This is a genomic window from Enterococcus sp. DIV1421a, assembly GCF_051711025.1.
Lineage (GTDB): Bacteria > Bacillota > Bacilli > Lactobacillales > Enterococcaceae > Enterococcus_B > Enterococcus_B hirae.
The window spans coordinates 2,688,974-2,712,824 of record NZ_JBIOLU010000001.1 but is presented as its reverse complement, the minus strand read 5'-3'; the positions used below and the strand labels follow the sequence as shown (position 1 = coordinate 2,712,824).

The window sequence follows — 23,851 nt, the reverse complement described above, 5'->3', positions numbered from 1 at the left end:
TTTAAACCACTATTTAATCAAGCTTGATCGTTTTAACATTATTTTGATAAGAGGTTGAGCAGCTATAAACATGGTGTGTTAACTTTGAGTTCTAAATTAGCTTCTTAATAAGAAGTAGGCATAATCTAACTAGAGACGATTATTCTATCATTAAAGTAGATCAAAATTATTCTTAATGACTACTAGAAAATCAAACTAGGATGAAGAATAGTTAGGAAATAAAATTTGTTGCATTAGTGTACATTTTGTTAACGAGAAATAAAAGTTGTATAAACTAGTAATATATTGATCTATGAGTTTGAAATCAATTTTATGTACAATTTTTTACTAGGATTTATTGGGTAGAAAGATATAGTTTTTGTTCTTGAAAACACAAGTAATTGATTCTATATGATCTAAATATAGATGAGGTGGGGTAAGCAGATGGATAATTATGAGTTGTTGGAATACAATTTAGCAGAATTTATGACTTCAGATATGCAAGAGGAATTTTTACAATTTTTTCATTTTCAGAATATTAATGAATTTAAGGAACAGTATGTTCATTCAAAAAAACTGCTAAAAGATCAGAACGAAGAGATGTTGAATGAACTAAAAGAATGGAGACAAGTTGATTCAATTGAAAAATTCTCGCAACAAGTAACAATAAAGCTAACTGAGCAATATTTTATGAAGTACCCAAATCTAATAAAATACAAAAATGTTAGCAATAACATTAATGAAAACCTTTGCAAAGATATTCATGAGATTCTTTTGCGAACGATTGTTTATGACTTTAATCTATTAAAGTCACAGTTACAAAAACTCTCTGTGAAAAGTTATATTAGAAATTATTTATCTAATGAGAAATACGTCACAGGTTTGTTTCAAAGATTTCCTGTTTTATTCAATTTAATAGATAAAAAAATCAAAGAAACAATCTGTTACATTTCTGAAGTTATCCAACATGTAGAGTATGATTCAAAGGAAATTAACGAATTGTTTGGTATTCAACTTGATCAAGAAATAGGAGTTGAATTTTCTTCGGGTGATCCGCATCTGTCAGGAAAATTTCCACTCGTGATAACAGGTAAAAAGAATAAAATTATTTATAAACCACGAAGTAATTACAATGATTTATTATTTGGAGAATGCGTTGCTTTATTTAATAAAATTAATTTTAACAAACAACTAGCACAAATAAAATTATTGAATCGTAAAACGTATTCTTGGTCAGAATTTATTGTAAGTGATCCTTGTCAATCAGAAGAAGAAGTTCAAGATTTCTATTATAAAATGGGGGCAATTATTGCAATTCTTTTCTATTTAAATGCTTCGGATATTCATCTTGAAAATCTAATTGCAAGTGGTGGTTCACCCATGCTCATTGATTTAGAATGCTTGTTTAACAATTTAGATCGTATGGAAGCATTATCTGTAAATGATAAGATACATGAAATTTTGACTAATTCTGTTCTTAATTCTGGAATTGTACCTATGTACAACGAATTTTTTAAAGATGATATTTCGGCTTTAGGAAGCCATGAAAACTTATTCCAACGTTTTTCAGTACCACAATTGATTGTTTCAGAAGATGATTTAGAAATTAAATTCACTGAAAATTCTGATGAATTTAAATATTCATATTCTAATGTTCCGATGTATCATGGACAAAATTATCGTTTTTTAGACTATAAGCAACAGATCTATCAAGGATTTACAGAAACATTTCACCTATTTTTGGATAAAAAATCAGAGCTGATTGATATTGTTGAGCGCTATAAAAATGATATTACTATCCGACATTTAATAAAACCAACAGCAACTTACAGTAAAATAGCGACTTTAAGTTATCATCCTAGGTTCTTGACAGCACCGTTTGATCGCTTGTTATTTGTCTATTCTCAAATGGCAAGATTTGGTTCTACACCATTTCTTACCTATGAAATTGAGGACATACTAGAGGGGGATATCCCTTATGTTTTTTCAAAACTTAACTCAAATACACTTAACATTTCAAAAAAAATGACATTTACGAATAACAGTCGTATAGATTTCTTAACACTATGGAAAAAAAAGATCCATTCTCTTAGTGAGAAAGATTTAAACTACCAATTAAATATTTTGCAAAAAAGCTTTGGAGATAAAAATATTACGTTAGAAGATCTTTTTATAATTGGAGAAAAAAATGATGAGATCAAGACTTTAGAATCTTACATCCATAGTAAAAGGATAGTACACAATAAGCAGGTGACGTGGCTTCATACCGGTTATGAAGATTTAACAAAAGACAAAGATTTTAAAATTCGTTTAAAACTGCAGCCAATGAATAACAGTTTGTATAATGGGAAAATTGGTGTAGCAATCACTTACTATTATTTATGGAAAACAAAAAATGATTTTGATTACAAAAACAGATTTCTATTAATATTGAATGATTTACTTGATCATTTTGATTTATCTAATCAAAAAAATTATGATATAGGGGTTTTTTCTGGATTAGGTGGTTATATCTATTTATTTAATTTGATTGCTCCATCCTTGCGAACATCAAAACTGATCGCAATTGAGCAAGATATCCTTCAATATCTGGGACAAAAAATAAAAAAAGACAAAATTCTGGATATTATGAGTGGTACGGCGGGGTTATTACTACTTTTTTGTAATATTTATAAAAAGAGCCCTAATAAAGAATTAAAAAAATTAATTGGACTTTGTGTGGAGAATTTATTAAATAATTTAATAGAATCAGAGGGAAAAGGAAGTTATTGGGAATCCTCTGTAGAAAAGAAACTTATTTTAGGTTTTTCTCACGGAACATCAGGTATTCTTTATGCTTTAGCGATTTATGAAGAGTTATTTTCGGTAACCAAAATAAAAGAAACGATTGGCGCAGTTACCTTATTTGAAAACCAACATCGTAAAAACGGTGTGTGGTTTGATACAAGAGGAGAAAAATGGATTGAGCAAAATACTTTTTATTGTAATGGTCTTGTAGGAATGCTTACTCATCGATATCTTATGGAAGGAGAAAGCCCAGAGGAGCTATTATATTTTGCTCGATTAAAAGAAGAATTAAACAAAGAACGTGTAGATAGTTGCTTATGTCATGGCTTTTTAGGAAATATGTGGCTTTACCGTCATTTCTTCATTCATCATAATATAAAGTCATATGCGTTCTTACTCGATGATTGGAATGCATACTTAGACAAACGAACAATTAATGAAAGTTGTTTAGAAGACGAGTTTCTAGATGTTGGTTTGATGACCGGTCTTTCCGGGGTGATTTTGGGATTGTTAGCGTTGGAGAACCCTAACATACCAAACATACTTTTATTCGATTTATAGATAAATCCTTCAATCGAAAATACGAATGAAGAGATAGGATCTGATTGAATAATAGATTGATAAGTGTAACAAACAGTTGATGACAATAAAAAATGATTGATCAACTTGAAAGGAGGTGAAGAAAATGGCAGTAGGACTATTAATGAAAGCAGGCAATGTTTCTGAAGAATTAGCAGTATTAAACAACGAACATAGTTTGAATGCTTCGCTAGATACCATCTGCGGAACAATGGGTAGCCTTGGTTGTGGTAGTTTTGGTTGTGGCTCTTTATCTAGCTGTTGCTAAAATATATACGGATGAAAGGTTTCAGAGGTTTTATTGTGAATATTGAAAAATAATAATTCAGAATGAAGAGTCTGAATCTGGGACATTAATCAGAAAAAATCTGATTAATGTCCTACTTTTTTTAGTAAAAAGATTCCTTCAGACTCATTCGTTTTATTTCTTATCCAGCATTTCTCGATCTTTTTCGATCGTTGTATTGATCCCTTTGATAATAGCAGGAATGAAGCCAGCTTCTTCTAAAGCCACAACACCTGCAACGGTTGTTCCGCCAGGGGAAGAAACCTGGTCAACTAGCTCCCAAGGGTTTTCATCACTTGCTAGGAATTTTTGACAAGATCCCATAATAGCTTTGGCAGCGATCTCGGTTGCCATTTTTTTAGGTAAGCCATTAAAGACACCCGCACGACCCATGGCATCGATCAACATATAAATAAATGCTGGTGAACTACCGGCTAACCCAATAAACGTACTGAAATCACCTTCTGCCAGTGGATAGACACTGCCGATCGCTTCAAAGATTTGCGTTGCTTCTTTGAATTCCTCATATGTGACATGATGATTTTTACAGATAGCAGAGACACCTGCACCCACACTAACGTTTACGTTTGGCATGACACGAATGATTTTCGCTTCGGGGTCATTTAGGGCTTTTTCCAGATCATGTAATGATTTTCCTGAAGCAATTGAAATAAAGAGACATTTCTGACTATATTTTCTTAAATCCTTCAGTACTTGGTCAATGATTTTAGGTTTGACTGCCAGTAAAATGACATCTACTTGTTTTGCGACTTCTTGATTTGTTTGACAGGCGGTTACACCAGTTGCTTCTGCAAAACGTTGTGCATTTTCGAAATGACCACTTGAGACAAAAATATCTTCTTTAGCCACTGTTTCGTGTTCAATCAAGCCGTTAATGATTGCTTGCGCCATATTACCTGTTCCAATGAATCCAATTTTCATGTTATCCTCTCCTTTTGTTTTAGCATAGCTTTCTTTTCAATGAAGGGCAAGCAAAGAATAAAGCGTGTGGATAGATACATAAACAGGTGAAACTAGTGCATAAGTGGTAAAAATAAGGTAAATAAGCTAACATTGATTTATAAATTGAAAGTTTTCAAGTAAGGATGGTAAAGTGTGAAAAATAAAAGTCATACGGCATTTCAGTGGTTGAAAAATCATAGCTTGATTTTAAAAATGATTTTTTTTGGATCTATTATAGTTTTCGTTGCCAATCAAGTCGTAAATATTGCAAATGGAATGAGTTGGCAAGATATTTGGCAAACTATGCGACAACAAAGTTATGTTACGCTGTGTTTAATGGTTTTAGTGGGGTTGATCGGTGTTTTGCCAATGTTGTTGTATGACTGGGTGACGATTCGCGTGTTGGAAAAACAAGGGAAACCTAAAATGAAGCGTCACGATTTTTTCTTAGCTGCTTTTATTACGAATACAATTAATAATTTAGCGGGCTTTGGAGGAATTGTTGGAGCTAGTCTTAGAGCAAATTTTTATGGAAAAGAAACAAATCGGAAAATGGTACTTGCTACTGTTTCTAAAGTTGCATTATTTATGTTGACTGGTTTATCATTATGGTCATTTCTAACGTTCATTGATGTTTTTTTTCTACAAACTACTAGTATTTTTAGAAGTTATTGGATTTGGTTACTTGGCGGTAGTGTGATAGCACCGGCTATTTTTTTCTTTGCTTATTTAAAAAGAAGAACATTATTTGCGGAATTCTATCCTAAGGGTCTAGTCGGGTTACTGTTAGCTTCTGTGGGGCAATGGACTGGAGCATTGGTCGTTTTTTTAGCGATTGGTTATTTGATGGATGTAGATATTTCCTTATTTTCGATTTATCCAATGTTTATTATCGCTACGTTAATCGGTATGTTGACAATGGTTCCTGGGGGTGTCGGGACATTTGATGTGTTGATGATCTTAGGTATGAGTCAGTTAGCTGTTCGACAAGATATTGCAGTGGTTTGGTTACTTTATTACCGTTTGTTTTATTATGTGGTTCCTTTTGCGGTTGGCTTATTTTTATTTCTGTCACATACTGGAGTAAAAGTGAATCGTTTTTTAGACAATATACCACGACTGCTCTTTCAAAAAATCGCGCATTTTATTTTGGTCACAGCCGTTTATTTTGCAGGGATCATGATGGTGTTACTATCTACGATTACGAATCTTTCTGCGATCAGTCGATTGTTTCAGATTTTATTACCTTTCTCGTTTAATTTTTTAGACCAAACGTTGAATCTATTGATTGGATTCTTATTGCTTGGGTTGGGAAGAGCGTTAGCAATGAAAGTGAAGAAGGCTTTTTTACCAACTATTGCTTTATTAGCTTTTGGAATCATTAACACAGTTACTCGAACATTATCTTGGCAATTGATTTTAGTGTATATCTTGATTCTTCTGGCTGTCTGGCTAGCTCGGAAAGAATTTTACCGTAAGAAATTTGTTTATTCATGGGGTGCCATTCTTTTTGATCTATGTTTGTTTGGGTTTCTATTTATCGTCTATGCAATTGCAGGGTATCATAGTGGACGTTTTTGGGTAAATCGATTGACAGCTGATCGCTTTCTCCTGTTCCCATCCGATGAAGTTTGGTTTTCAGGCTTGATTGGTCTAGGGATCTCGCTGTTGGCATTAGTAGCATTGTATCAGTACCTTGCTTCTGAAACGAATGAGTTAGGGTCAGATTTACAAATCGAAAGATTCAAACAGATGTTGACCGTCTATCAGGGGACATCTGCTAGTCATTATCTTCGTTTACCAGGATATAAATATTATTACTATCAACAAAATGGAGAGGATCAAGTCGTCTTTGGTTACCAGATCAAAGGAAATAAATGCTTTGTTTTGGGAGACCCGATTGGCAACCCACAAATGATTCGTCCTGCTATTACAGAATTTATGCAAAAAGCTGATTGCTTAGGGTATCAAATTGCTTTTTACAAGATCTCAGAAAAATATGTGGTAATGTTGCATGAATTAGGTTTTCATTTTACAAAAGTCGGCGAGGTAGGAATGGCAGATTTGACTACAGAAGAAATGCCTTGGGTCAATCAACAGCTAGAGTACCAGCGTCTAACTAATGAAGGCTATCATTTCACTTGGTACGAACAATTACCTGAGGAACTATTAGCTGCGGTGAGTGAGGTTTCGGATCAGTGGTTACATGGTGCGAGAGAAAAGCATTTTTCTGTTGGCCGTTTTGACGAATCTTATCTGTTAGCCAGTGGTGTTGGAGTGGTACGCAAAGAACAAAAAGTGGTCGGATTTATTACAGAGCAACCAATATCTGAGAGCCAAGCAGGCTATGATCTATTACGTGTATTGCCAGATGAACCTGCTGAACTATCCGATTATTTATTAGTCAATCTATTTGTTGTCTACCAAGAAAAGGGCTATCTTGAGGCAAATCTTGGTTTAGCTCCGTTAGCAAATGTAGGGGAAACAGACTTTGCATTCTTTCAAGAGCGCATCATGCATATTGTTTATAATTATGGTAGTTTCTTTTACTCCTTTCAATCGACCTATGAAGAAAAACTGCGCTATGTCACTCGCTGGGAAGGTCGCTATTTTGCTTACATGAAGGGAAGCAGTTTTACATTTGCCACATTACAGTTGTTTATACTAATTGGGAAGGGAAAAGAAAAAAGTATCAGTTTTGCAGAAGAAGTATTAACGGAATTGTAAATTGCGTAAATAGAGGAATAACTGGTGACGTGTTTTAGCTACCTATAGTTTAAAACGTGAAAAAGCGATTGACGGTAGCTAGAGAAAATGAATGTGGTCGAAGGATGGTTTGTTTTATCTGTAGACAGAAAAGGTCTGAGAAAACCGCTAAGATCGTAAACACGTCACTCGTATGAGCTATACTTTTATTTTTCTCTGTGATAGAATACTTGCGACTTAGACTTTTTGAATGGGTGAGAGGATGGAACTGATAGAAAAAGCACCAGCTAAGATCAATTTGGGATTAGATGTCTTGTACAAGCGTCCCGATGAGTATCACGAGCTGGAAATGGTAATGTCGAGTGTAGATTTAGCAGATCACTTATTCTTTGAAGAGATACCTGAGGATCGAATCATCGTAGAAACGAATAAGGCATTTTTGCCAGTAGATCAACGAAATAACGTTTATCAAGCAGCAACATTGCTTAAGAATAAGTATCATATCAAAAAAGGCGTAAAAATATTTGTGAAAAAAAATATTCCAGTTGCAGCTGGACTGGGTGGGGGCAGCACAGATTGTGCAGCTGCACTGAGAGGGATCAATCAACTATGGAATCTCGGTTGTTCTCTGGAAGAATTAGCTGAGATTGGTTTGGAAGTTGGTACGGATGTGCCTTATTGTGTTTATGGTAATACTGCGTTTGTTGGCGGCAAAGGAGAAGTGGTCCAAGTTCTCCCTTCAATGCCTCAGTGTTGGGTAATCTTGGTGAAACCTAAAATGAGTGTTTCGACTAGGACCGTCTTCAAAGAAGTAGATGCGCAAAAAATCCAGCATCAGAACATTCCTAGACTAGTGGAGGCAATCCAGCAACAAGATTACCATACGATGATTCAATACATGGGAAATAGTTTAGAAGATGTTACCGGCAAACGTCATCCAATTATCCATCAAATCAAAGAACGCATGTTAAAGTATGGGGCAGATGCCGCTTTGATGAGCGGAAGCGGACCGACAGTCTTTGCCTTATGTCAACATTATTCAAGAGCACAAAGAGTCTATAACGGGCTGAAAGGTTTCTGTGATGAAGTATATTTAGTACGCACGTTGTAAAATAGGCCAGAACTAGTTGTTGCTAAGAGATGAAGAATAAAAAATCTCAAAACAGAAGAAGCTGTTTTGAGATTTTTTTGAGTTGGTTGCAGCTTAGCTACTCTAAACGTTATTTATTCTATTTAGAAATTGGAAAAAATGGACTAGAAAGCTTGTTTTGCTCTCAGTAACATGAACAAACTATCATTCATTTTACGGTTTACATTGAATTTGTTCGTATAAATCAGAAATTGAAGGATTTCTATTGACTCTATTTTTTTATTCTGATACATTAAGTTCCGTTGATAAATCGTAATTTTACGATTTGTTCGAAAGGAGAGTCTTATGAAAAAATATATGATTGGTATAACACTAGCTGTAGGGATGTTTTTATTAGCGGCTTGTGGTGGTACGAACCAAAAGGATTCAAAGAAAAATGAGTTAACGATTGTTACGACCTTTTATCCGATGTATGAATTTACGAAAGAAGTAGTTGGAAATGAAGGAAACGTCAAGTTGTTGATCCCGTCTGGGACTGAACCGCATGATTTTGAACCTAGTGCAAAACAACAAGCAGAAATCGCTGATGCGGATGTGTTTGTTTATAATAGTCCAGATATGGAATTTTTTGTTGACTCATTGAAAGATTCTGTCGATACGAATAAAACATTGATGATTGAAGCAGCTAAAGGAATTGATCGTCTGAAATCAGCAGAAGAAGACCATGACCATGATCATGAACATGAAGAAGCTTCTTCTGAAAGTCATTCGCATGAGTATGATCCACATATTTGGTTAGATCCTGTGTTAGCAATCAAAGAGGTCAAAACAATTGCTTCAGAGCTTGGGAAAAAGTATCCTGATAAAAAGGCAACTTTTGATAAAAATGCGGATGCTTATATCAAAAAATTAGAAAACCTGAACCAAAAATATACGGATGCACTCAAAGATGCCAAAAACCGCACGTTTGTGACGCAACATGCCGCATTTGCGTATTTAGCGAATCAATATGATTTACACCAACAAGCGATTGCAGGGGTAACGCCTGATCAAGAACCCACACCAAGCCGCTTAGCTGAACTAAAAGATTTTGTGAACAAAAATAAGATTAAAGTGATTTATTTTGAAGAAAATGCGTCATCCAAAGTGGCGGAAACATTGTCGAAAGAAACGGGTGTTAAATTAGAAGTATTGAATCCATTAGAGAGTTTGACAAGTGAACAAATCAAAGCCGGCGAAAATTATATTTCGGTAATGGAAGAGAACTTAAAAGCGTTAAAAGAAAGTATTAATTAAGAACGGAGGCATTTCGCGTGCATTATATCGAAATATCCGATTTGACTTTTTATTATGATGAAGAACCTGTATTAGAAGATGTGTCTTATCACGTTGATGCAGGAGAGTTCGTTATTCTAACAGGAGAAAACGGTGCAGCAAAATCAACATTGATCAAAGCTTCCTTAGGCTTGTTAAAACCTTCTAAGGGAACAGTGAAAATCGCCCCCAAAAATCAAGAAGGACAAAAATTAAGTATTGGTTACATTCCCCAACAAGTGGCATCTTTTAATGCTGGCTTTCCAAGTACAGTCTTAGAATTGGTTCGTTCGGGTCGCTATCCGAGAGGACGTTGGTTCAAACGACTTTCTGAAAAAGATCATCAGCATGTTAAACGAGCTTTAGAATCTGTTGGAATGTGGGAGATGCGTCATCGACGGATCGGAGAATTATCCGGTGGACAGAAACAACGGATTAGCTTAGCCCGTATTTTTGCGACTGACCCAGATTTATTTATATTGGATGAACCGACAACGGGAATGGATGAAGAATCTCGTAATGAATTTTATCGACTATTGCGTCATAGTGCCCATGAACATGGCAAGGCAATTTTGATGATTACTCATGATCATGAGGATATCAAGCAATATGCAGATCGACAAATTCGTTTGGTAAGAAAGGAGGATTCTCCATGGCGTTGCTTTCATATGAATTCATGAGACGAGCTTTTTTAGCAGCCATTTTTATTGCGGGGATTGCTCCAATGTTAGGTGTCTTTTTAGTGATCCGAAGACAATCATTGATGGCAGATACACTGTCACACGTTTCACTGGCAGGGGTGGCATTGGGTTTCTTTTTGAATATCAATCCAACGTTGACTACGATGTTCGTAGTAATATTAGCTGCGGTGATTTTAGAATATTTACGTACGATTTATCGTACTTACTCAGAAATTTCAATTGCGATCTTAATGGCTGGCGGACTGGCGCTGGCATTAGTTTTGATGAATCTTAGTGGTGGAAACTCAGCCACAAGTATCCAATCGTACCTCTTTGGCTCGATTGTGACGATTACTTGGGATCAAGTTATCTTTTTGGGTGTATTATTTGTTATTATTGGTTTCTTATTCTTTTTGTTCAAGCGACCAATGTACGTGCTGACTTTTGATGAAGATACCGCCCATGTTGATGGTCTGCCTGTTCACCGTATGTCAATGCTGTTCAACGTGATCACGGGTGTTGCGATTGCTGTCATGATCCCAATTGCCGGGGCATTATTGATTTCAGCAATTATGGTCCTGCCTGCAGCGATCGGTATGCGCTTAGGCAAAAGTTTCAATGTGGTGATTGCCATTAGTATCGGTGTTGGCTTTATCGGCATGTTATCGGGACTAACAAGTTCCTTTTATCTAGATACGCCACCGGGTGCGACGATCACACTAGTCTTTATCGTGTTGTTTCTTGTGGTCAATTTGTTCAAGCGGGTGCTTGTTTCCATTAAGCGAAAAAATAAATAAAAAATCAAAAAGAAAAGCGATGAAAACGAAAAATTTTCATTGCTTTTTCTTATATTTAGATAAATACCGAACTATTTAACTTATTTTCTTACAAAATGCTCGAATTTTTAAATGAAAACTTATATAATGTAAAACGATATAATTTCTTAAAAGGAGCTGAAATATGTGAAAGTACGTCGCAGTGAACGTCTTGTTGATATGACTCAGTATTTATTAGATCATCCTCACGAATTAATTTCATTGACAAGTTTTGCCGAACGTTATGAATCTGCTAAATCTTCGATCAGTGAAGACTTGGCAATTATCAAAAAAACATTTAAGGAACGAGGGTATGGTACCCTAGAAACAATTCCAGGTGCCGCTGGTGGGGTTTTATTTATACCAGAGATTTCTTACGAAGAAGCCAAAAAATACATTGAGTCGTTAGCTGAACGATTGTCTGAACAAGATCGTTTGTTGCCTGGAGGTTATGTTTATCTATCCGATTTACTAGGTGAGCCCGAATTATTGCGCCAAGTTGGAAAAATCATTGCTTCTAAGTATTTAGGTGAAAAAATCGATGCAGTGATGACAGTTGCTACGAAAGGCGTACCGATCGCGCAAGCTGTGTCCTATTATTTAAATGCACCGTTTGTTATCGTACGCCGTGATTCAAAGATCACAGAAGGATCGACAGTTAGTGTGAATTATGTTTCTGGTTCTTCTGAACGAATCGAAAAGATGGAATTATCAAAAAGAAGTCTTAAACGTGGTTCTCGTGTCCTAGTCGTTGATGATTTTATGAAAGGCGGCGGCACGGTCAATGGAATGAAGAGCTTGATCGAAGAGTTTGAATCTGAACTTGTAGGAATCACCGTTTTTGCAGAATCCAAATTTAATGGTCATCGTGCAATTGACGATTATACTTCATTACTATACGTGAAAGATGTCGACACGAAGACCAAAAACATTACAGTTGTACCAGGAAATTATTTCAAAGATTAGAGATTGAAAATTTATCTATTTGCCGATCAATAATAGCTGGAAGAGATTGTGACAGAAGTGTCCAGCTCTGAGAAATAAGCCGGAGAATCCGAAAATAGTTTCACCTATTTTGGGAATTCTTTGGCTTATTTTCGATAGAAACACTACAGCAACCAGCAACAACAAATCAGATATCCAGCTGTTATCTGTCAGATGAGAGAAATTCGTTCTCCTTTTTCATACAACCCTATTTTTCTCTCACTATTGTTGATTGACTAATTGATTTTTGAACCCCCAAGATAAAAATGGTCTAGTTACAAATATAGTCTGCTTGGTTGAAAAATTGAGTAGAGTGGGCTAAACTTAAAACCATCAAATACAATTAGGAGTGACGCAGTTGGACGCACGTTATGCAATCATTTTGGCAGCGGGAAAAGGAACTCGCATGAAGTCAAAATTATATAAAGTTTTACATCCAGTTTCAGGACAGCCGATGGTGGAACATATTATCAATCGAGTAAGTGAAACCAACCCAGATCAAATCATCACGATCGTCGGGCATGGCGCTGAGCAAGTAAAGGCACAGTTGGGTGAACGTAGTGAATACGCTCTGCAAGCAGAACAACTTGGTACAGGTCATGCAGTATTACAAGCCGCATCTTTTTTACAAGGGAAAGAAGGCACGACACTGGTGATCAGTGGCGACACACCACTTTTAACCACTGAAACATTGAACAATTTATTTGAGTATCACCAAGGAAAAAATGCGAGTGCCACGATTCTAACCGCACAAGCCGAAGATCCAACTGGATATGGCCGTATCATTCGTGACCATATTGGGATCGTTGAAAAAATCGTTGAGCAAAAAGATACTACACCAGAAGAAGCATTGGTCCAAGAAATCAATACAGGAACTTATTGTTTTGACAATCAAGCTCTGTTTGAAGCATTGAACAAAGTAGGAACAGACAATGCACAAGGGGAGTACTACTTGACCGATATCATTGAAATCCTCAAAGATGCTGGAAAAACAGTAGCAGCTTATCAGACAGAAGACTTTGATGAATCAATGGGAGTCAATGATCGTATTGCATTAGCTAAAGCTAATGAATTGATGCGCCAAAGAATCAACAAAATGCATATGGTCAATGGTGTAAGTTTTGTTGATCCAGCAACGACTTATATTGATGCCGGGGTAGAGATTGGTTCTGATACAGTGATCGAAGCAGGCGTCCAACTTCAAGGTAAAACCGTCATTGGATCAGATTGCGTGATCGGTGCCCATTCTCGAATCGTAGATAGTGTGATTGAAGATCATGTGGTAGTTGAACATTCTGTGATCGAAAAAAGTCTTGTGAAAAGTCATGCGGACGTGGGACCATTTGCTCATTTACGACCAAAAGCAGAAATTGGTGAAGGTGTCCATATTGGTAATTTTGTGGAAGTCAAAAATGCTGAAATTGGTAAAAATACCAAAGTTGGTCATTTGACTTATGTCGGTGATGCCACATTAGGCGAAGAAATCAATGTTGGTTGTGGCGTGGTCTTTGTGAATTACGATGGGAAAAACAAGCACCGCACGACAATTGGTGATCATAGTTTTATCGGTTCTAATGCAAATATCATTGCCCCAGTGGAAATTGCTAAAAATACATCAGTAGCTGCAGGGTCAACAATCACAGAGGATATCCCTGAATATGCTATGGCAATTGCCCGTGCAAGACAGGTCAATAAAGAAGATTATGCTAAAAAACTCCCTTATTTAAACTAAGACTTTTGTAAAACCCCTTGATTTATTCAGAAAATATGACTAGTATTTAATAGGTAGAATTCTAGAGTTGTGAAAAAGAAAGTGGAGGTCCCCATGTCAAAACATTACTTTGACCCAAGATTAAAAATTTTTGCGTTAAATTCAAATCGCCCGTTAGCAGAAAAAATTGCTGCAGCTGTCGGTGTCGAATTGGGTAAATCATCGGTTACTCAATTTAGTGATGGAGAAATCCAAGTGAATATTGAAGAAAGTATTCGCGGATCACATGTTTATGTTATTCAGTCAACGAGTAGTCCTGTAAATGATAATTTAATGGAATTGCTGATCATGATTGATGCCTTGAAACGTGCCAGTGCAAAAACGATTAACGTAGTAATGCCTTACTATGGATATGCACGTCAAGATCGTAAAGCTCGTGCCAGAGAACCAATCACTGCAAAACTTGTGGCGAACATGATTCAAAAAGCTGGAGCAACTAGAATGTTGACGCTAGATTTGCATGCTGTCCAAATCCAAGGATTCTTTGATATTCCTGTTGATCACTTGATGGGTGCACCATTGATTGCAAATTATTTCTTAGAAAAAGGGATTAAAGGGGACGATGTAGTAGTTGTATCACCTGACCATGGTGGTGTAACTCGTGCGCGTAAATTGGCTGAATTTTTAAAAGCACCAATTGCGATCATTGATAAACGCCGTCCAAAAGCAAACGTAGCAGAAGTAATGAATATTATTGGGCAAGTAGAAGGAAAAACTTGTGTATTGATTGATGATATGATCGATACAGCAGGGACGATTACCTTAGCGGCTAATGCACTAAAAGAAGCAGGCGCAGTAAGTGTCTACGCATCATGTACACATCCAGTATTATCTGGACCAGCTTTACAGCGTATTGAAGATTCTGCGATTGAACGCTTAGTTGTAACAGATTCGATCTATCTGCCAGATGACCGTAAGATCGAAAAAATCGATGAAGTAAGTGTCGGTGGTTTGATGGGTGATGCAATTAAACGTATCCACGAAAACAAACCTGTTAGTCCATTGTTTGAAACAAAAAAATAAGAATTAAAAAATTGAATAGTATCACAAAGGGGAGCCTTATGAGGCTGAGATTGAAGTTTTTCTAAACCCTTCGTACCTGTATCGGTTATGCGAGCGTAGGAATTGTGACGATCAATTGACGTTAGTCATGTAACGTTAGTTGTAGAAGTATGTTGTATTTACTTCCTCCTTTGTGATTTCAAATGAACGGAGGAAGTTTTTTTATGGAGAAAAAATATAAAGTATGGATTGAGGGGACACTTGTAGCTGCACTAGCGATGGTGTTATCCTTTATTCCTCTTCAAATAGGTAGTAGCTTTGAGATTTCATTAGGACAGATTCCACTGACATTGTTTGCGTTAAGAAGAGGCTGGAAGGCAGGGATTTTATCAGGATTTATTTGGGGGATTTTACATTTTCCAACAGGACAAGTGTATTATCTCAGTGTCATTCAAGTATTGATCGAGTATCCGATTGCTTTTACCTTTGCAGGATTTACAGGAGTGTTCGCTAAAAGGCTGCAAAACAGTCTAACGATGGGCAATAAAAAAGGGATGACAACCACTATTATATTAGGAACTTTAGTTGGTGTTGGTGCTAGATATTTCTGGCATTTTGTCGCAGGCGTCGTTTTTTGGGGAAGTTATGCTTTGTGGGGAATGAATCCATGGCTCTTTTCTTTAGTCATGAATGGTGCAAGTGCCTTGGCTACAGGAATTGTTACAATGGTTGTTTTGCTTGGGATCGGTCGGACAGTTCCAGCTTTGTTCATCGGGAAAAAATAAACGAAAAGAGCCTCAGTCACTATAAAAGTGTCTAGGCTCTTTTTTTATAAGTATAAAATGATGGAACATCCAAGCATCAGCTTAAAGGAGTATAGTTGAGTTCCGCAGCTTCTCCTACAAGCTCCCAGCGTTTTTCTTCTGCATGATAAACTAAGGTGCCAATTGCTTCTTCATCAAGGTATCTTGTTCCTTTTAGCTTCCAAATATAATCTTCAATGACATAGATCGGGATATGATAATCGTTATCGATCAATCCACCTTGTTCAAAAGAAAAAATGATTCCTTCTTGCATCAAATTACGCATATTCTTCAGTAATTCCACACTAATTTTTTCGACCGGAATATCTCGTTTGAAAAACGATTTTTTCTCATTGATTTTTTTTGACAAGATGATACTTAGTTTATTGGCAAAGATCCGATAAAATTCATCTAAATAGCGATAATAGATTCGTTCTAGTTGATCGTTAAGATCGAAGTAGACGAAATTATTTTGTAATTTATAAAAAAATGGGGAGTGAAGATGGGTCTTCATGTGTCCAAAATATAACAATTCTGAAATTTCTAATGGCGTTAATTCTTTCAGCATCGTTAAGTCGTTAAAATCGATCCATTTTAAATCACTCGAATGATTACGATTACGTGCAGAAGAGAAAAAGCGTTGGATATTTTCTGTTCCACGAATCACTTTCAACCCAGTATGGGATTCGTATTCACCAGCATTTTCTGAAGGATCTAATAACAATAAATTTTGTGGGAAATGCACGATGTTGTTTGAAAAATCACTAATAGTCAGCCCCTTAGTCACAACCGCATTGCTAGTAGTATCAATATGTACATAAACTGACTCAGACATCATGCTCCTCCTCTCACTCATTATCACTTTCATTTTACAACATTTATTAAAAAAAAGCTTGTTTCTTTTATTTTAAAATTCCATTACAAAATCACTTTTTTTGTGATAAACATGGACATTTTCATTGTTTTTGTATAAATGGATGGAATGGATTTTGTTATAGCTTTTACAAGAACAATGTATTCATTTTAGTATTTCTCAAAAAAATAGTATACTTTAAAAGAATATATTTGTCTTGTTATAATAAAAAAGGAGAAGATTATGCTGATTCAACAAGTGTACGGTTCAGAAAAAACAGTCCTCTACTCTACACTTCAACGAGCCAAACAATTGCTACCCTTTTATGCTACCCATCAGGAAAGCCGTGATGCCTTTTGGTTGGCAACAAAGAAAAGGCAAGCTTGGCGGATGATCGGTAACAAACATACCCTTTATTTTATTGCCGAACGAACCAGTGAACAATGGCTGATTAAAAATGTGCTAGTGGTGGGTGACATGCCTGGTTGGACGCTCTTTTTTAAAGAGATAGAGTGGTGTTCCCGTTTTTATTTCAAAAAATATTGTTCTTTTCAATGGATTGAACCACTGTCGACATATTGGCAGACACTCCTATCTCATCATGGTTATACGCAAGACAATCAGTTGGCTCAGACAATTTGGCAAAAAAAACTGACCTATCATATTGGTTTAGTATTAGGTGGCGGTGGCGCTCATGGTGCCTATCAAATCGGTGTTTGGCAAACGTTAAAAGAACATCAGATTCATTTTGAAGTAATTACGGGAACTTCAGTTGGTGCGTTAAACGGTGTATTGATCTTGCAAGATGATTTATCGCAAGCTCTTTCTTTATGGCAATCCCTCGCAACGAATCAAGTATTACAGCTACCAGAAACTGCATTATCAGAAGATCTACGGAAAAGGTTTATCCAAGAAACACGGCAAATGACGAGAGCAGCAATTATCAAGGGGGGAGCCTCAATCACCCCTTTGGAAAAGTTACTCAAAAGTAAATTAGATGCTGAGAAGATTTTAAAAATGAAAAGTCCTCGTTTATTTACCGTTTCGACTCGACTTCCTGATTTTAAAGAAGTGGTGACACCGATCCAGCAATTGGCAAGCAATGAAATTGCTGATTGGATCCTAGCTTCGGCTTCGTTTTATCCCGCTATGAGTTATCGAAACATTGCTGGACAAAAATATATTGATGGTGGTTATCGAAATAATTTGCCTGTGGATGTAGCAATTAAAGAAGGGGCAACGGAGTGCTTAATAGTAGATGTGGATGGTCCCGGAGTGACTAAGAAGATTACGATACCAGAAGAGACTGTTCCATGGCTCTGCCGCTCTAATTGGTCATTGGGAACCTTCTTGATTTTTGATCGGCAGAGAAACCAATTCAATCTCCAATTAGGCTATCTGGAAATGAAAAAAAAGTTAGGTGATTTTGAGGGGAATTGGTATACGTTCTATTCAACGAAACTTGCAGAACAATATTGGCGTAAATTTTTAAGCTATCTAGTGAATGATCTTCAGCTAGAAACAACTTTTGTTCAACAACCAAAATTTTGGCAAACTCTGCGTAATATATATAAAGACAGGGTAGTAATTGAAACATGCGGGGTGGCGATGCTTGAACTATTAGCCAAAAAAAAGCTCGTTTTACCGAATAAAGTTTATGATGTAGATGAATTGATCGAACAGATCATTCAAAAAGAATCAAGTTCATTTTTCGATCAAATGATTCGAGAGGTCGGACAATTAAATAGTAATGAGTGGCGCAGAGTCCAAAAATACCAAAAAAAGCAAAAGAGTGAACAGGAACAAATCAATGAAATTGCTCATTTAGTTAAACAAAAAAAGAACGAGCAACTTCAATCTAAGCTTCATACGCAGTTATTTGACACCCTATTGAATTTATATTTACTTTATCTAAAGGAGGAACAACCATGGCACAAGAATTTTCCTACGAAATCATAGAAGAGATCGCTGTTTTATCCGAAAATAATAAAGGATGGCGAAAAGAGCTGAACCTAGTCAGCTGGAATGGCCGCCCACCTAAATTCGATCTTCGTGACTGGGCGCCCGAACATGAGAAAATGGGTAAAGGGCTTACTCTAACCAATGAAGAATTTGAGGCATTACAAAAAGCTATCGAAAATATGTAACAGAAAGGACCCTGTTGAATGAAAAGTATGACTGGTTTTGGTAAAGCCACCCATGAAACCGCAGAGTATCAAATAGAAGTTGAGATCAAAAGTGTCAATCAACGCTTTTTAGATATGCAAATACGTAGTCCTAAATTGTTAAATTATCTCGAAAATGATATTCGCCAATTGATGAAACAACATTTAAGTCGAGGTCGAGTCGAAGTTTTTATCAATCTGACGTATTTGGGACAAAATCAAAAACAAGTTTTTGTTGATTGGAATTTGATTGACGAGCTGATGACGAACTTAACTGAAGGAATAACCCAACGTTATGGAGAGAAACAGCAATTACAGATTGGACGTCTATTAGAGACTTTGACAACGAATGAATCTTTTGTCGTGATTGAAGAAAAAAATGAAAACAATATGGATGAACTGACAGCTTTGGTTTTAGAAACGGTCCATGAAGCACTAGCTGAAATTGAACAAAGTCGCCAAAAAGAAGGGACAGCCTTAGAGGCGATCATTCAGAAAAACAGTGATGAACTGAAACAAGTATTAAATGACTTACAACAATTTGTTGAGTTATACGAACAAGAGTATCAGGAAAAATATCAAAAGAAACTAGAAGATTACTTGGGAGCAACGGTCGATCAACAAAGATTGCTGACTGAACTCGCTATTTTATTAGAGCGAGGAGATATTCATGAAGAATTGGATCGCTTAGTGATCCATATCGGCAAATTGGATGAATTACTTCAAGTAAAACAGCCAGTTGGCAGAGAACTCGACTTTTTGATCCAAGAAATGAATCGAGAAATCAATACGATTGGTTCAAAATCAAGTGCGATTGAAATCAAAAACCAAGTGATCCAGTTAAAAACGATTTTAGAAAAAATCCGAGAACAGATCCAAAATATTGAATAGCAAGGAGACGAAAAAAATGAACTATTATGATATCACGTTTCATGAATTAAGTGGGAAAACGGTCATCAAAAGAAATGTTCCTTCTGAAAAAGCAGGATTTGAAGCTTGGCAAGATGCCTGTGCGCAAGTGACGGAGAAAGAAATCCAATTGTTAGTTAACGATGGGACTTATGTGACGATGAATCGTCAATTTATTGTGAGAATCGATGCAGAAGAAGTGAAAGACCCAACTGAAAAAGCACTCTCTCGAAAAGATGAGATCATGGGTGTTGTCAATACCTTGTCAAACATGGGTTTTTAAAAACGACGGTAATCGGCATGTTAGTGAGAAGAGCTGCAACCATATGTTGCGCTTCTCACTATTTTTTTGAAAAAGAATGCTGCTCAGTTAGAACCTGTAAAGTGAGAGGGACCTTTTTTTGAACTTTTGAATGAAGGATGAACTTGATAGTTAATCACTATCATCAAAAGCCCGAGTGAAAAGCAAAGGTTTTGCCAGTCAAAGGCGCTTTTTTTTGCTATAATCAAAGATGCCCTTGAAAGTTGTCGAAAAAAAGTGCAAAATAAACGTTAGTATAAAAAGACTAGTTGAAAGGACGTCGTCATGTCAGAGCGTGGATTATTAATCGTGTTGTCTGGACCATCAGGTGTAGGAAAAGGCACAGTGCGAAAAGCAATTTTTGAGAGTGAGGATAATGATTTCCAATATTCGATTTCAATGACTACTCGTAAGATGCGTGAAGGAGAAGTCGAAGGAGTCGATTACTACTTTAGAAGCAAAGAAGAATTCGAAGCAATGATCGAAGCCGGAGAAATGCTGGAATATGCTGAATATGTAGGGAATTATTATGGAACACCTTTGTCTTATGTCAATAAAACATTGGACGAAGGAAAAGATGTATTTTTAGAAATCGAAGTCCAAGGTGCTCAACAAGTCAAAGAAAAAGTACCAGATGGCGTATTTATCTTCCTAACTCCTCCCGATTTAGCCGAATTAAAATCAAGAATCGTTGGCCGTGGGACAGATGCAGATGAAGTAATCGAAGAACGAATGAAAGTTGCCAAAGAAGAAATTGAAATGATGGCACTATATGATTATGCCGTAGTCAATGACCAGGTACCCCTGGCGGTAGAACGAATCAAAAATATCATTGCCAGTGAACACTTTCGTGTCGACCGTGTGATCGGCAAATATATCAAAATGTTAAAGGAGATGTAGTCTTATGATGTTAAAACCTTCAATCGACTCATTGTTAGATCGCGTAAATTCAAAATATTCTCTAGTTATCTTAGCAAGCAAACGTGCACACGAGCTAGATGCAAAAGCACAACCTACGATGGATTCATTTGAATCAGTAAAAAGTGTTGGACAGGCATTAGAAGAAATCGAAGCAGGAAATGTGATCAATGATCCTCATCCTGAATTAAAACGGGAACGCTTGAGAATGGAAGATGAAGAGCGTAAAGCCAAAAAAGATCGTGAACAACAAGAGTTAGAGTCACGTATCCGTGAAGAGCAAAACCAATAAAAAGTGCTAGATTCTTTGGATAAGCCGAAATTTCCGAAATTTGTATTCTCAAATTTTTGTGGAATTTCGGCTTCTTTTTAGGATCACGTTTTAGCATATAAGAATGACTTTTCTGCGGAATGCTGCTGCGCCGTTAATTTTTTGTAAGGATTCATCAGAAAATAAGACAAACCAAGCAATCTCTAGTAAAATAGGCAAGAACGATTTTGTCTATTTGATAGAGTAACTAAAGGAGGAAGGAAACCATGCCAATCACAGCTGATGTTATCGTCGATGTACCCACTATGCAAACCGATCAGCCTTTCACCTATCTGGTTCCTTCTGAAGTAGAAACGGCGATTCAAGTCGGGATGCGAGTAGAAGTTCCTTTTGGTAACGGCAACCGTCATGTTCAAGGGTTCGTTGTAGGTTTGCGAGTACAAGATAGCATCGAACAAAAAAATTTAAAAGCGATTGTTCAAGTATTAGATTTAGCACCTGTGGTTAATCAAGAACTACTTCAATTGGCTGATTATATGAAGACGATCACTTATGCGTTTAAGATCACTTGCTTACAAACGATGCTTCCTGCTGTCATGAAAGCATCCTATGACAAACAAATCTATCCTGTAAATGAAGCGGCGGACGTCCAGGCATTCTTTAAAGGACGAACAGAAATCTCCTGGAAAGAAGCGCAAGAAGAGGGCATTTTATCCCAATTGATCCGTTGGCGTCAGGACAAGTTAGTAGATATCAGATATGAAGTACACACTAAGAACAAAGTCAAAACGATTCGTTTGATCCGCTCAAATTTGAATAGTGTCCAGCTTGAGAAAGAGTGGGGAAAGTTAAGAGCGAATGCGAAGAAACAAAAAGAACTTCTGCTTTGCTTATCTGAGCAAAAAAAGGCTGAACCAATTAGCTATTACAAAGAAAAAGGTATCAGCACGGCAACTTTGAATCAAGGAAAAGACAAAGGCTGGTTAACTTTTGAAGAAGTAGAAAGTTATCGTGATCCTTATAAAAATCGCACGTTTGAACAAACACAAGCATTCCAGCTAAATAAAGAACAACAACATGCAGTAGAACGTATCATTGAAGCAGGGCAACAAGAGAAGAGTCACACTTTTTTATTAGAAGGAATTACTGGAAGTGGAAAAACAGAAGTTTATCTACAGGCCATTGCTGAGGTATTAGCTCAAAATAAAACAGCGATTATGCTTGTTCCTGAAATTGCTTTGACACCACAAATGGTAGAGCGTTTTAAAGGGCGTTTTGGAGAGGCGGTCGCTGTCTTACATAGCGGGCTATCTCAGGGAGAAAAATACGATGAGTGGCGTAAAATCGAAAGAAATGAAGCCCAGGTTGTTGTTGGCGCCCGCTCGGCAATTTTTGCCCCTTTAGAAAATATCGGATTGATCATCATTGATGAAGAACATGAATCAAGCTATAAACAAGATGAAACGCCACGTTATCATGCCAGAGATCTAGCGATTTGGCGTGGAAATTATCATCATTGTCCAGTAGTACTAGGAAGTGCGACACCATCTCTTGAATCACGTGCTCGAGCACAAAAAGGGCTGTATGAATTACTCCATTTGAGTCAAAGAGCCAACTTGTCTGCTCAACTTCCAACAATTGAAGTTGTTGACATGCGACAAGAATTGCAACAACATAATACGTCCACATTTTCCAAACAGTTACAAGCAAAAATCCAAGACCGTTTGGCGAAAAAAGAACAGATTGTGCTGTTACTAAATCGGCGAGGATATTCTTCCTTTGTGATGTGTCGGGATTGTGGTTTTGTTTTACCTTGTCCCAATTGTGATATTTCTCTGACCCTTCATATGGACACCCACTCCATGCGTTGTCATTACTGTGGACATGAAGAACCAATCCCACACCGTTGTCCTAACTGTGGAGGGAATAAAATTCGTTACTATGGAACAGGGACCCAAAAAGTCGAAGAAGAATTAAAGACCCTTTTCCCAGAAGCTGGTGTTTTACGTATGGATGTTGATACGACCAGAAAGAAAGGTGCGCATGAACGTATCTTGCAACAATTCGGTCAAAAAAAGGCGAATATCTTACTGGGGACGCAAATGATTGCCAAAGGGTTGGATTTTCCTGATGTGACGTTGGTCGGCGTTTTGAATGCTGATACTTCCCTTAACTTGCCTGATTTTCGTTCAAGCGAGCATACGTTCCAATTGCTTACGCAAGTTTCGGGAAGGGCAGGCCGAGCCGAAAAAGCAGGCGAAGTGATTATCCAAACCTTTAATCCGCAACATTATGCAATTGAATTAGCAAAAGAACAAAATTATGAGCGATTCTATCAACAAGAAATGGCCGTCCGACATCGTAGTGGATACCCACCTTATTATTTTACTGTCAAAATCACGACCAGCCATGAGGAAGAACAAGTTGCTGCTAAGAAGATTTTTGAGGTTGCGAATCAGTTACGGCAAGTGTTAGGAAATCAAAGCTTGTTATTAGGACCGACCCCTAGTACAGTGAATCGGGTAAAAAATCGGTACTATTACCAGTTGATCATTAAATATAAACAGGAGCCTAATTTAGCGAATATCTTAAAAAATATTTTAGACCAGAGCCAAAAAGAACAACGACAAGGATTATTTGTCGCGATTGATAATGAACCATTACACTTTATTTAA

The 23,851-nt window shown here is 36.8% G+C and carries 20 protein-coding genes and 1 riboswitch; of the genes, 18 read left to right on the top strand and 2 right to left on the bottom strand.

Going from position 1 to position 23,851, the window contains the following annotated elements; translation table 11 throughout:
• Positions 1-423 precede the first annotated feature (423 nt).
• Positions 424-3,327, top strand: a complete 2,904-nt coding sequence (gene lanM, locus IGK21_RS12300) for a type 2 lanthipeptide synthetase LanM (RefSeq protein WP_034700046.1) — start codon at positions 424-426, stop codon at positions 3,325-3,327.
• Positions 3,328-3,451: 124 nt separating this feature from the next.
• On the top strand, positions 3,452-3,613 hold the full coding sequence (locus IGK21_RS12295; protein WP_010720618.1) for a hypothetical protein: 162 nt from the start codon (positions 3,452-3,454) through the stop codon (positions 3,611-3,613).
• Between the two features lie 153 nt (positions 3,614-3,766).
• Here the strand turns inward: IGK21_RS12295 and proC are convergent, their stop codons facing one another.
• Positions 3,767-4,573, bottom strand: a complete 807-nt coding sequence (gene proC, locus IGK21_RS12290; RefSeq protein ID WP_010720617.1) for a pyrroline-5-carboxylate reductase — start codon at positions 4,571-4,573, stop codon at positions 3,767-3,769.
• A gap of 234 nt (positions 4,574-4,807) precedes the next feature.
• On the opposite strand from proC, the gene mprF reads away from it, so the two are divergent.
• The 9 genes from mprF to thiT all read left to right on the top strand — a co-directional run bounded on the left by mprF (position 4,808) and on the right by thiT (position 15,741).
• Entirely contained in the window at positions 4,808-7,321 is a 2,514-nt protein-coding gene (gene mprF / locus IGK21_RS12285) for a bifunctional lysylphosphatidylglycerol flippase/synthetase MprF (RefSeq protein ID WP_220381049.1), read from the top strand.
• Positions 7,322-7,562: 241 nt separating this feature from the next.
• Positions 7,563-8,411: a 4-(cytidine 5'-diphospho)-2-C-methyl-D-erythritol kinase gene (gene ispE / locus IGK21_RS12280; protein ID WP_014834412.1), complete on the top strand. Its 849-nt coding sequence runs from the start codon at positions 7,563-7,565 to the stop codon at positions 8,409-8,411.
• 324 nt (positions 8,412-8,735) lie between these two features.
• Entirely contained in the window at positions 8,736-9,686 is a 951-nt protein-coding gene (locus IGK21_RS12275; protein ID WP_034700042.1) for a metal ABC transporter substrate-binding protein, read from the top strand.
• 17 nt (positions 9,687-9,703) lie between these two features.
• The gene (locus IGK21_RS12270) at positions 9,704-10,384 is read left to right on the top strand and encodes a metal ABC transporter ATP-binding protein (RefSeq protein WP_010737272.1); all 681 of its coding nucleotides are present in this window, start codon (positions 9,704-9,706) and stop codon (positions 10,382-10,384) included.
• Positions 10,357-11,181 carry a metal ABC transporter permease gene (locus IGK21_RS12265; protein WP_010720612.1) on the top strand — a complete coding sequence of 275 codons (825 nt, stop codon included), beginning with the start codon at positions 10,357-10,359 and terminating at the stop codon, positions 11,179-11,181. Before IGK21_RS12270 ends, IGK21_RS12265 begins: the two co-directional genes overlap by 28 nt.
• Positions 11,182-11,346: 165 nt before the next feature.
• A complete protein-coding gene (gene purR, locus IGK21_RS12260) occupies positions 11,347-12,165 on the top strand; it encodes a pur operon repressor (protein WP_010720611.1) in 819 nt (272 codons plus the stop codon).
• 376 nt (positions 12,166-12,541) lie between these two features.
• The gene (gene glmU, locus IGK21_RS12255; protein WP_034700040.1) at positions 12,542-13,915 is read left to right on the top strand and encodes a bifunctional UDP-N-acetylglucosamine diphosphorylase/glucosamine-1-phosphate N-acetyltransferase GlmU; all 1,374 of its coding nucleotides are present in this window, start codon (positions 12,542-12,544) and stop codon (positions 13,913-13,915) included.
• A 93-nt stretch (positions 13,916-14,008) separates the two neighbouring features.
• Positions 14,009-14,977, top strand: coding sequence for a ribose-phosphate diphosphokinase (locus tag IGK21_RS12250; protein ID WP_010737274.1), 969 nt, complete (start codon positions 14,009-14,011; stop codon positions 14,975-14,977).
• A gap of 17 nt (positions 14,978-14,994) precedes the next feature.
• Positions 14,995-15,096: riboswitch (TPP riboswitch) on the top strand.
• Between the two features lie 84 nt (positions 15,097-15,180).
• The gene (gene thiT, locus IGK21_RS12245; RefSeq protein ID WP_034700038.1) at positions 15,181-15,741 is read left to right on the top strand and encodes an energy-coupled thiamine transporter ThiT; all 561 of its coding nucleotides are present in this window, start codon (positions 15,181-15,183) and stop codon (positions 15,739-15,741) included.
• A 76-nt stretch (positions 15,742-15,817) separates the two neighbouring features.
• Here the strand turns inward: thiT and IGK21_RS12240 are convergent, their stop codons facing one another.
• Entirely contained in the window at positions 15,818-16,594 is a 777-nt protein-coding gene (locus IGK21_RS12240) for a hypothetical protein (protein ID WP_010720607.1), read from the bottom strand.
• Positions 16,595-16,855: 261 nt separating this feature from the next.
• On the opposite strand from IGK21_RS12240, the gene IGK21_RS12235 reads away from it, so the two are divergent.
• The 7 genes from IGK21_RS12235 (at position 16,856) to priA (ending at position 23,851) form a co-directional block, all read left to right on the top strand.
• Positions 16,856-18,571 carry a patatin-like phospholipase family protein gene (locus IGK21_RS12235; protein ID WP_034700036.1) on the top strand — a complete coding sequence of 572 codons (1,716 nt, stop codon included), beginning with the start codon at positions 16,856-16,858 and terminating at the stop codon, positions 18,569-18,571.
• Positions 18,541-18,759, top strand: a complete 219-nt coding sequence (locus tag IGK21_RS12230; RefSeq protein WP_010720605.1) for a YdbC family protein — start codon at positions 18,541-18,543, stop codon at positions 18,757-18,759. Before IGK21_RS12235 ends, IGK21_RS12230 begins: the two co-directional genes overlap by 31 nt.
• 18 nt (positions 18,760-18,777) lie before the next feature.
• Positions 18,778-19,668, top strand: coding sequence for a YicC/YloC family endoribonuclease (locus IGK21_RS12225; RefSeq protein WP_034700034.1), 891 nt, complete (start codon positions 18,778-18,780; stop codon positions 19,666-19,668).
• A 16-nt stretch (positions 19,669-19,684) separates the two neighbouring features.
• On the top strand, positions 19,685-19,969 hold the full coding sequence (locus IGK21_RS12220) for a hypothetical protein (RefSeq protein WP_010720603.1): 285 nt from the start codon (positions 19,685-19,687) through the stop codon (positions 19,967-19,969).
• 303 nt (positions 19,970-20,272) lie between these two features.
• Positions 20,273-20,887 carry a guanylate kinase gene (gmk, locus tag IGK21_RS12215; protein ID WP_010720602.1) on the top strand — a complete coding sequence of 205 codons (615 nt, stop codon included), beginning with the start codon at positions 20,273-20,275 and terminating at the stop codon, positions 20,885-20,887.
• 4 nt (positions 20,888-20,891) lie between these two features.
• Positions 20,892-21,197, top strand: coding sequence for a DNA-directed RNA polymerase subunit omega (gene rpoZ / locus IGK21_RS12210; RefSeq protein WP_010720601.1), 306 nt, complete (start codon positions 20,892-20,894; stop codon positions 21,195-21,197).
• Positions 21,198-21,442: 245 nt separating this feature from the next.
• Positions 21,443-23,851 carry a primosomal protein N' gene (gene priA / locus IGK21_RS12205; RefSeq protein ID WP_034700032.1) on the top strand — a complete coding sequence of 803 codons (2,409 nt, stop codon included), beginning with the start codon at positions 21,443-21,445 and terminating at the stop codon, positions 23,849-23,851.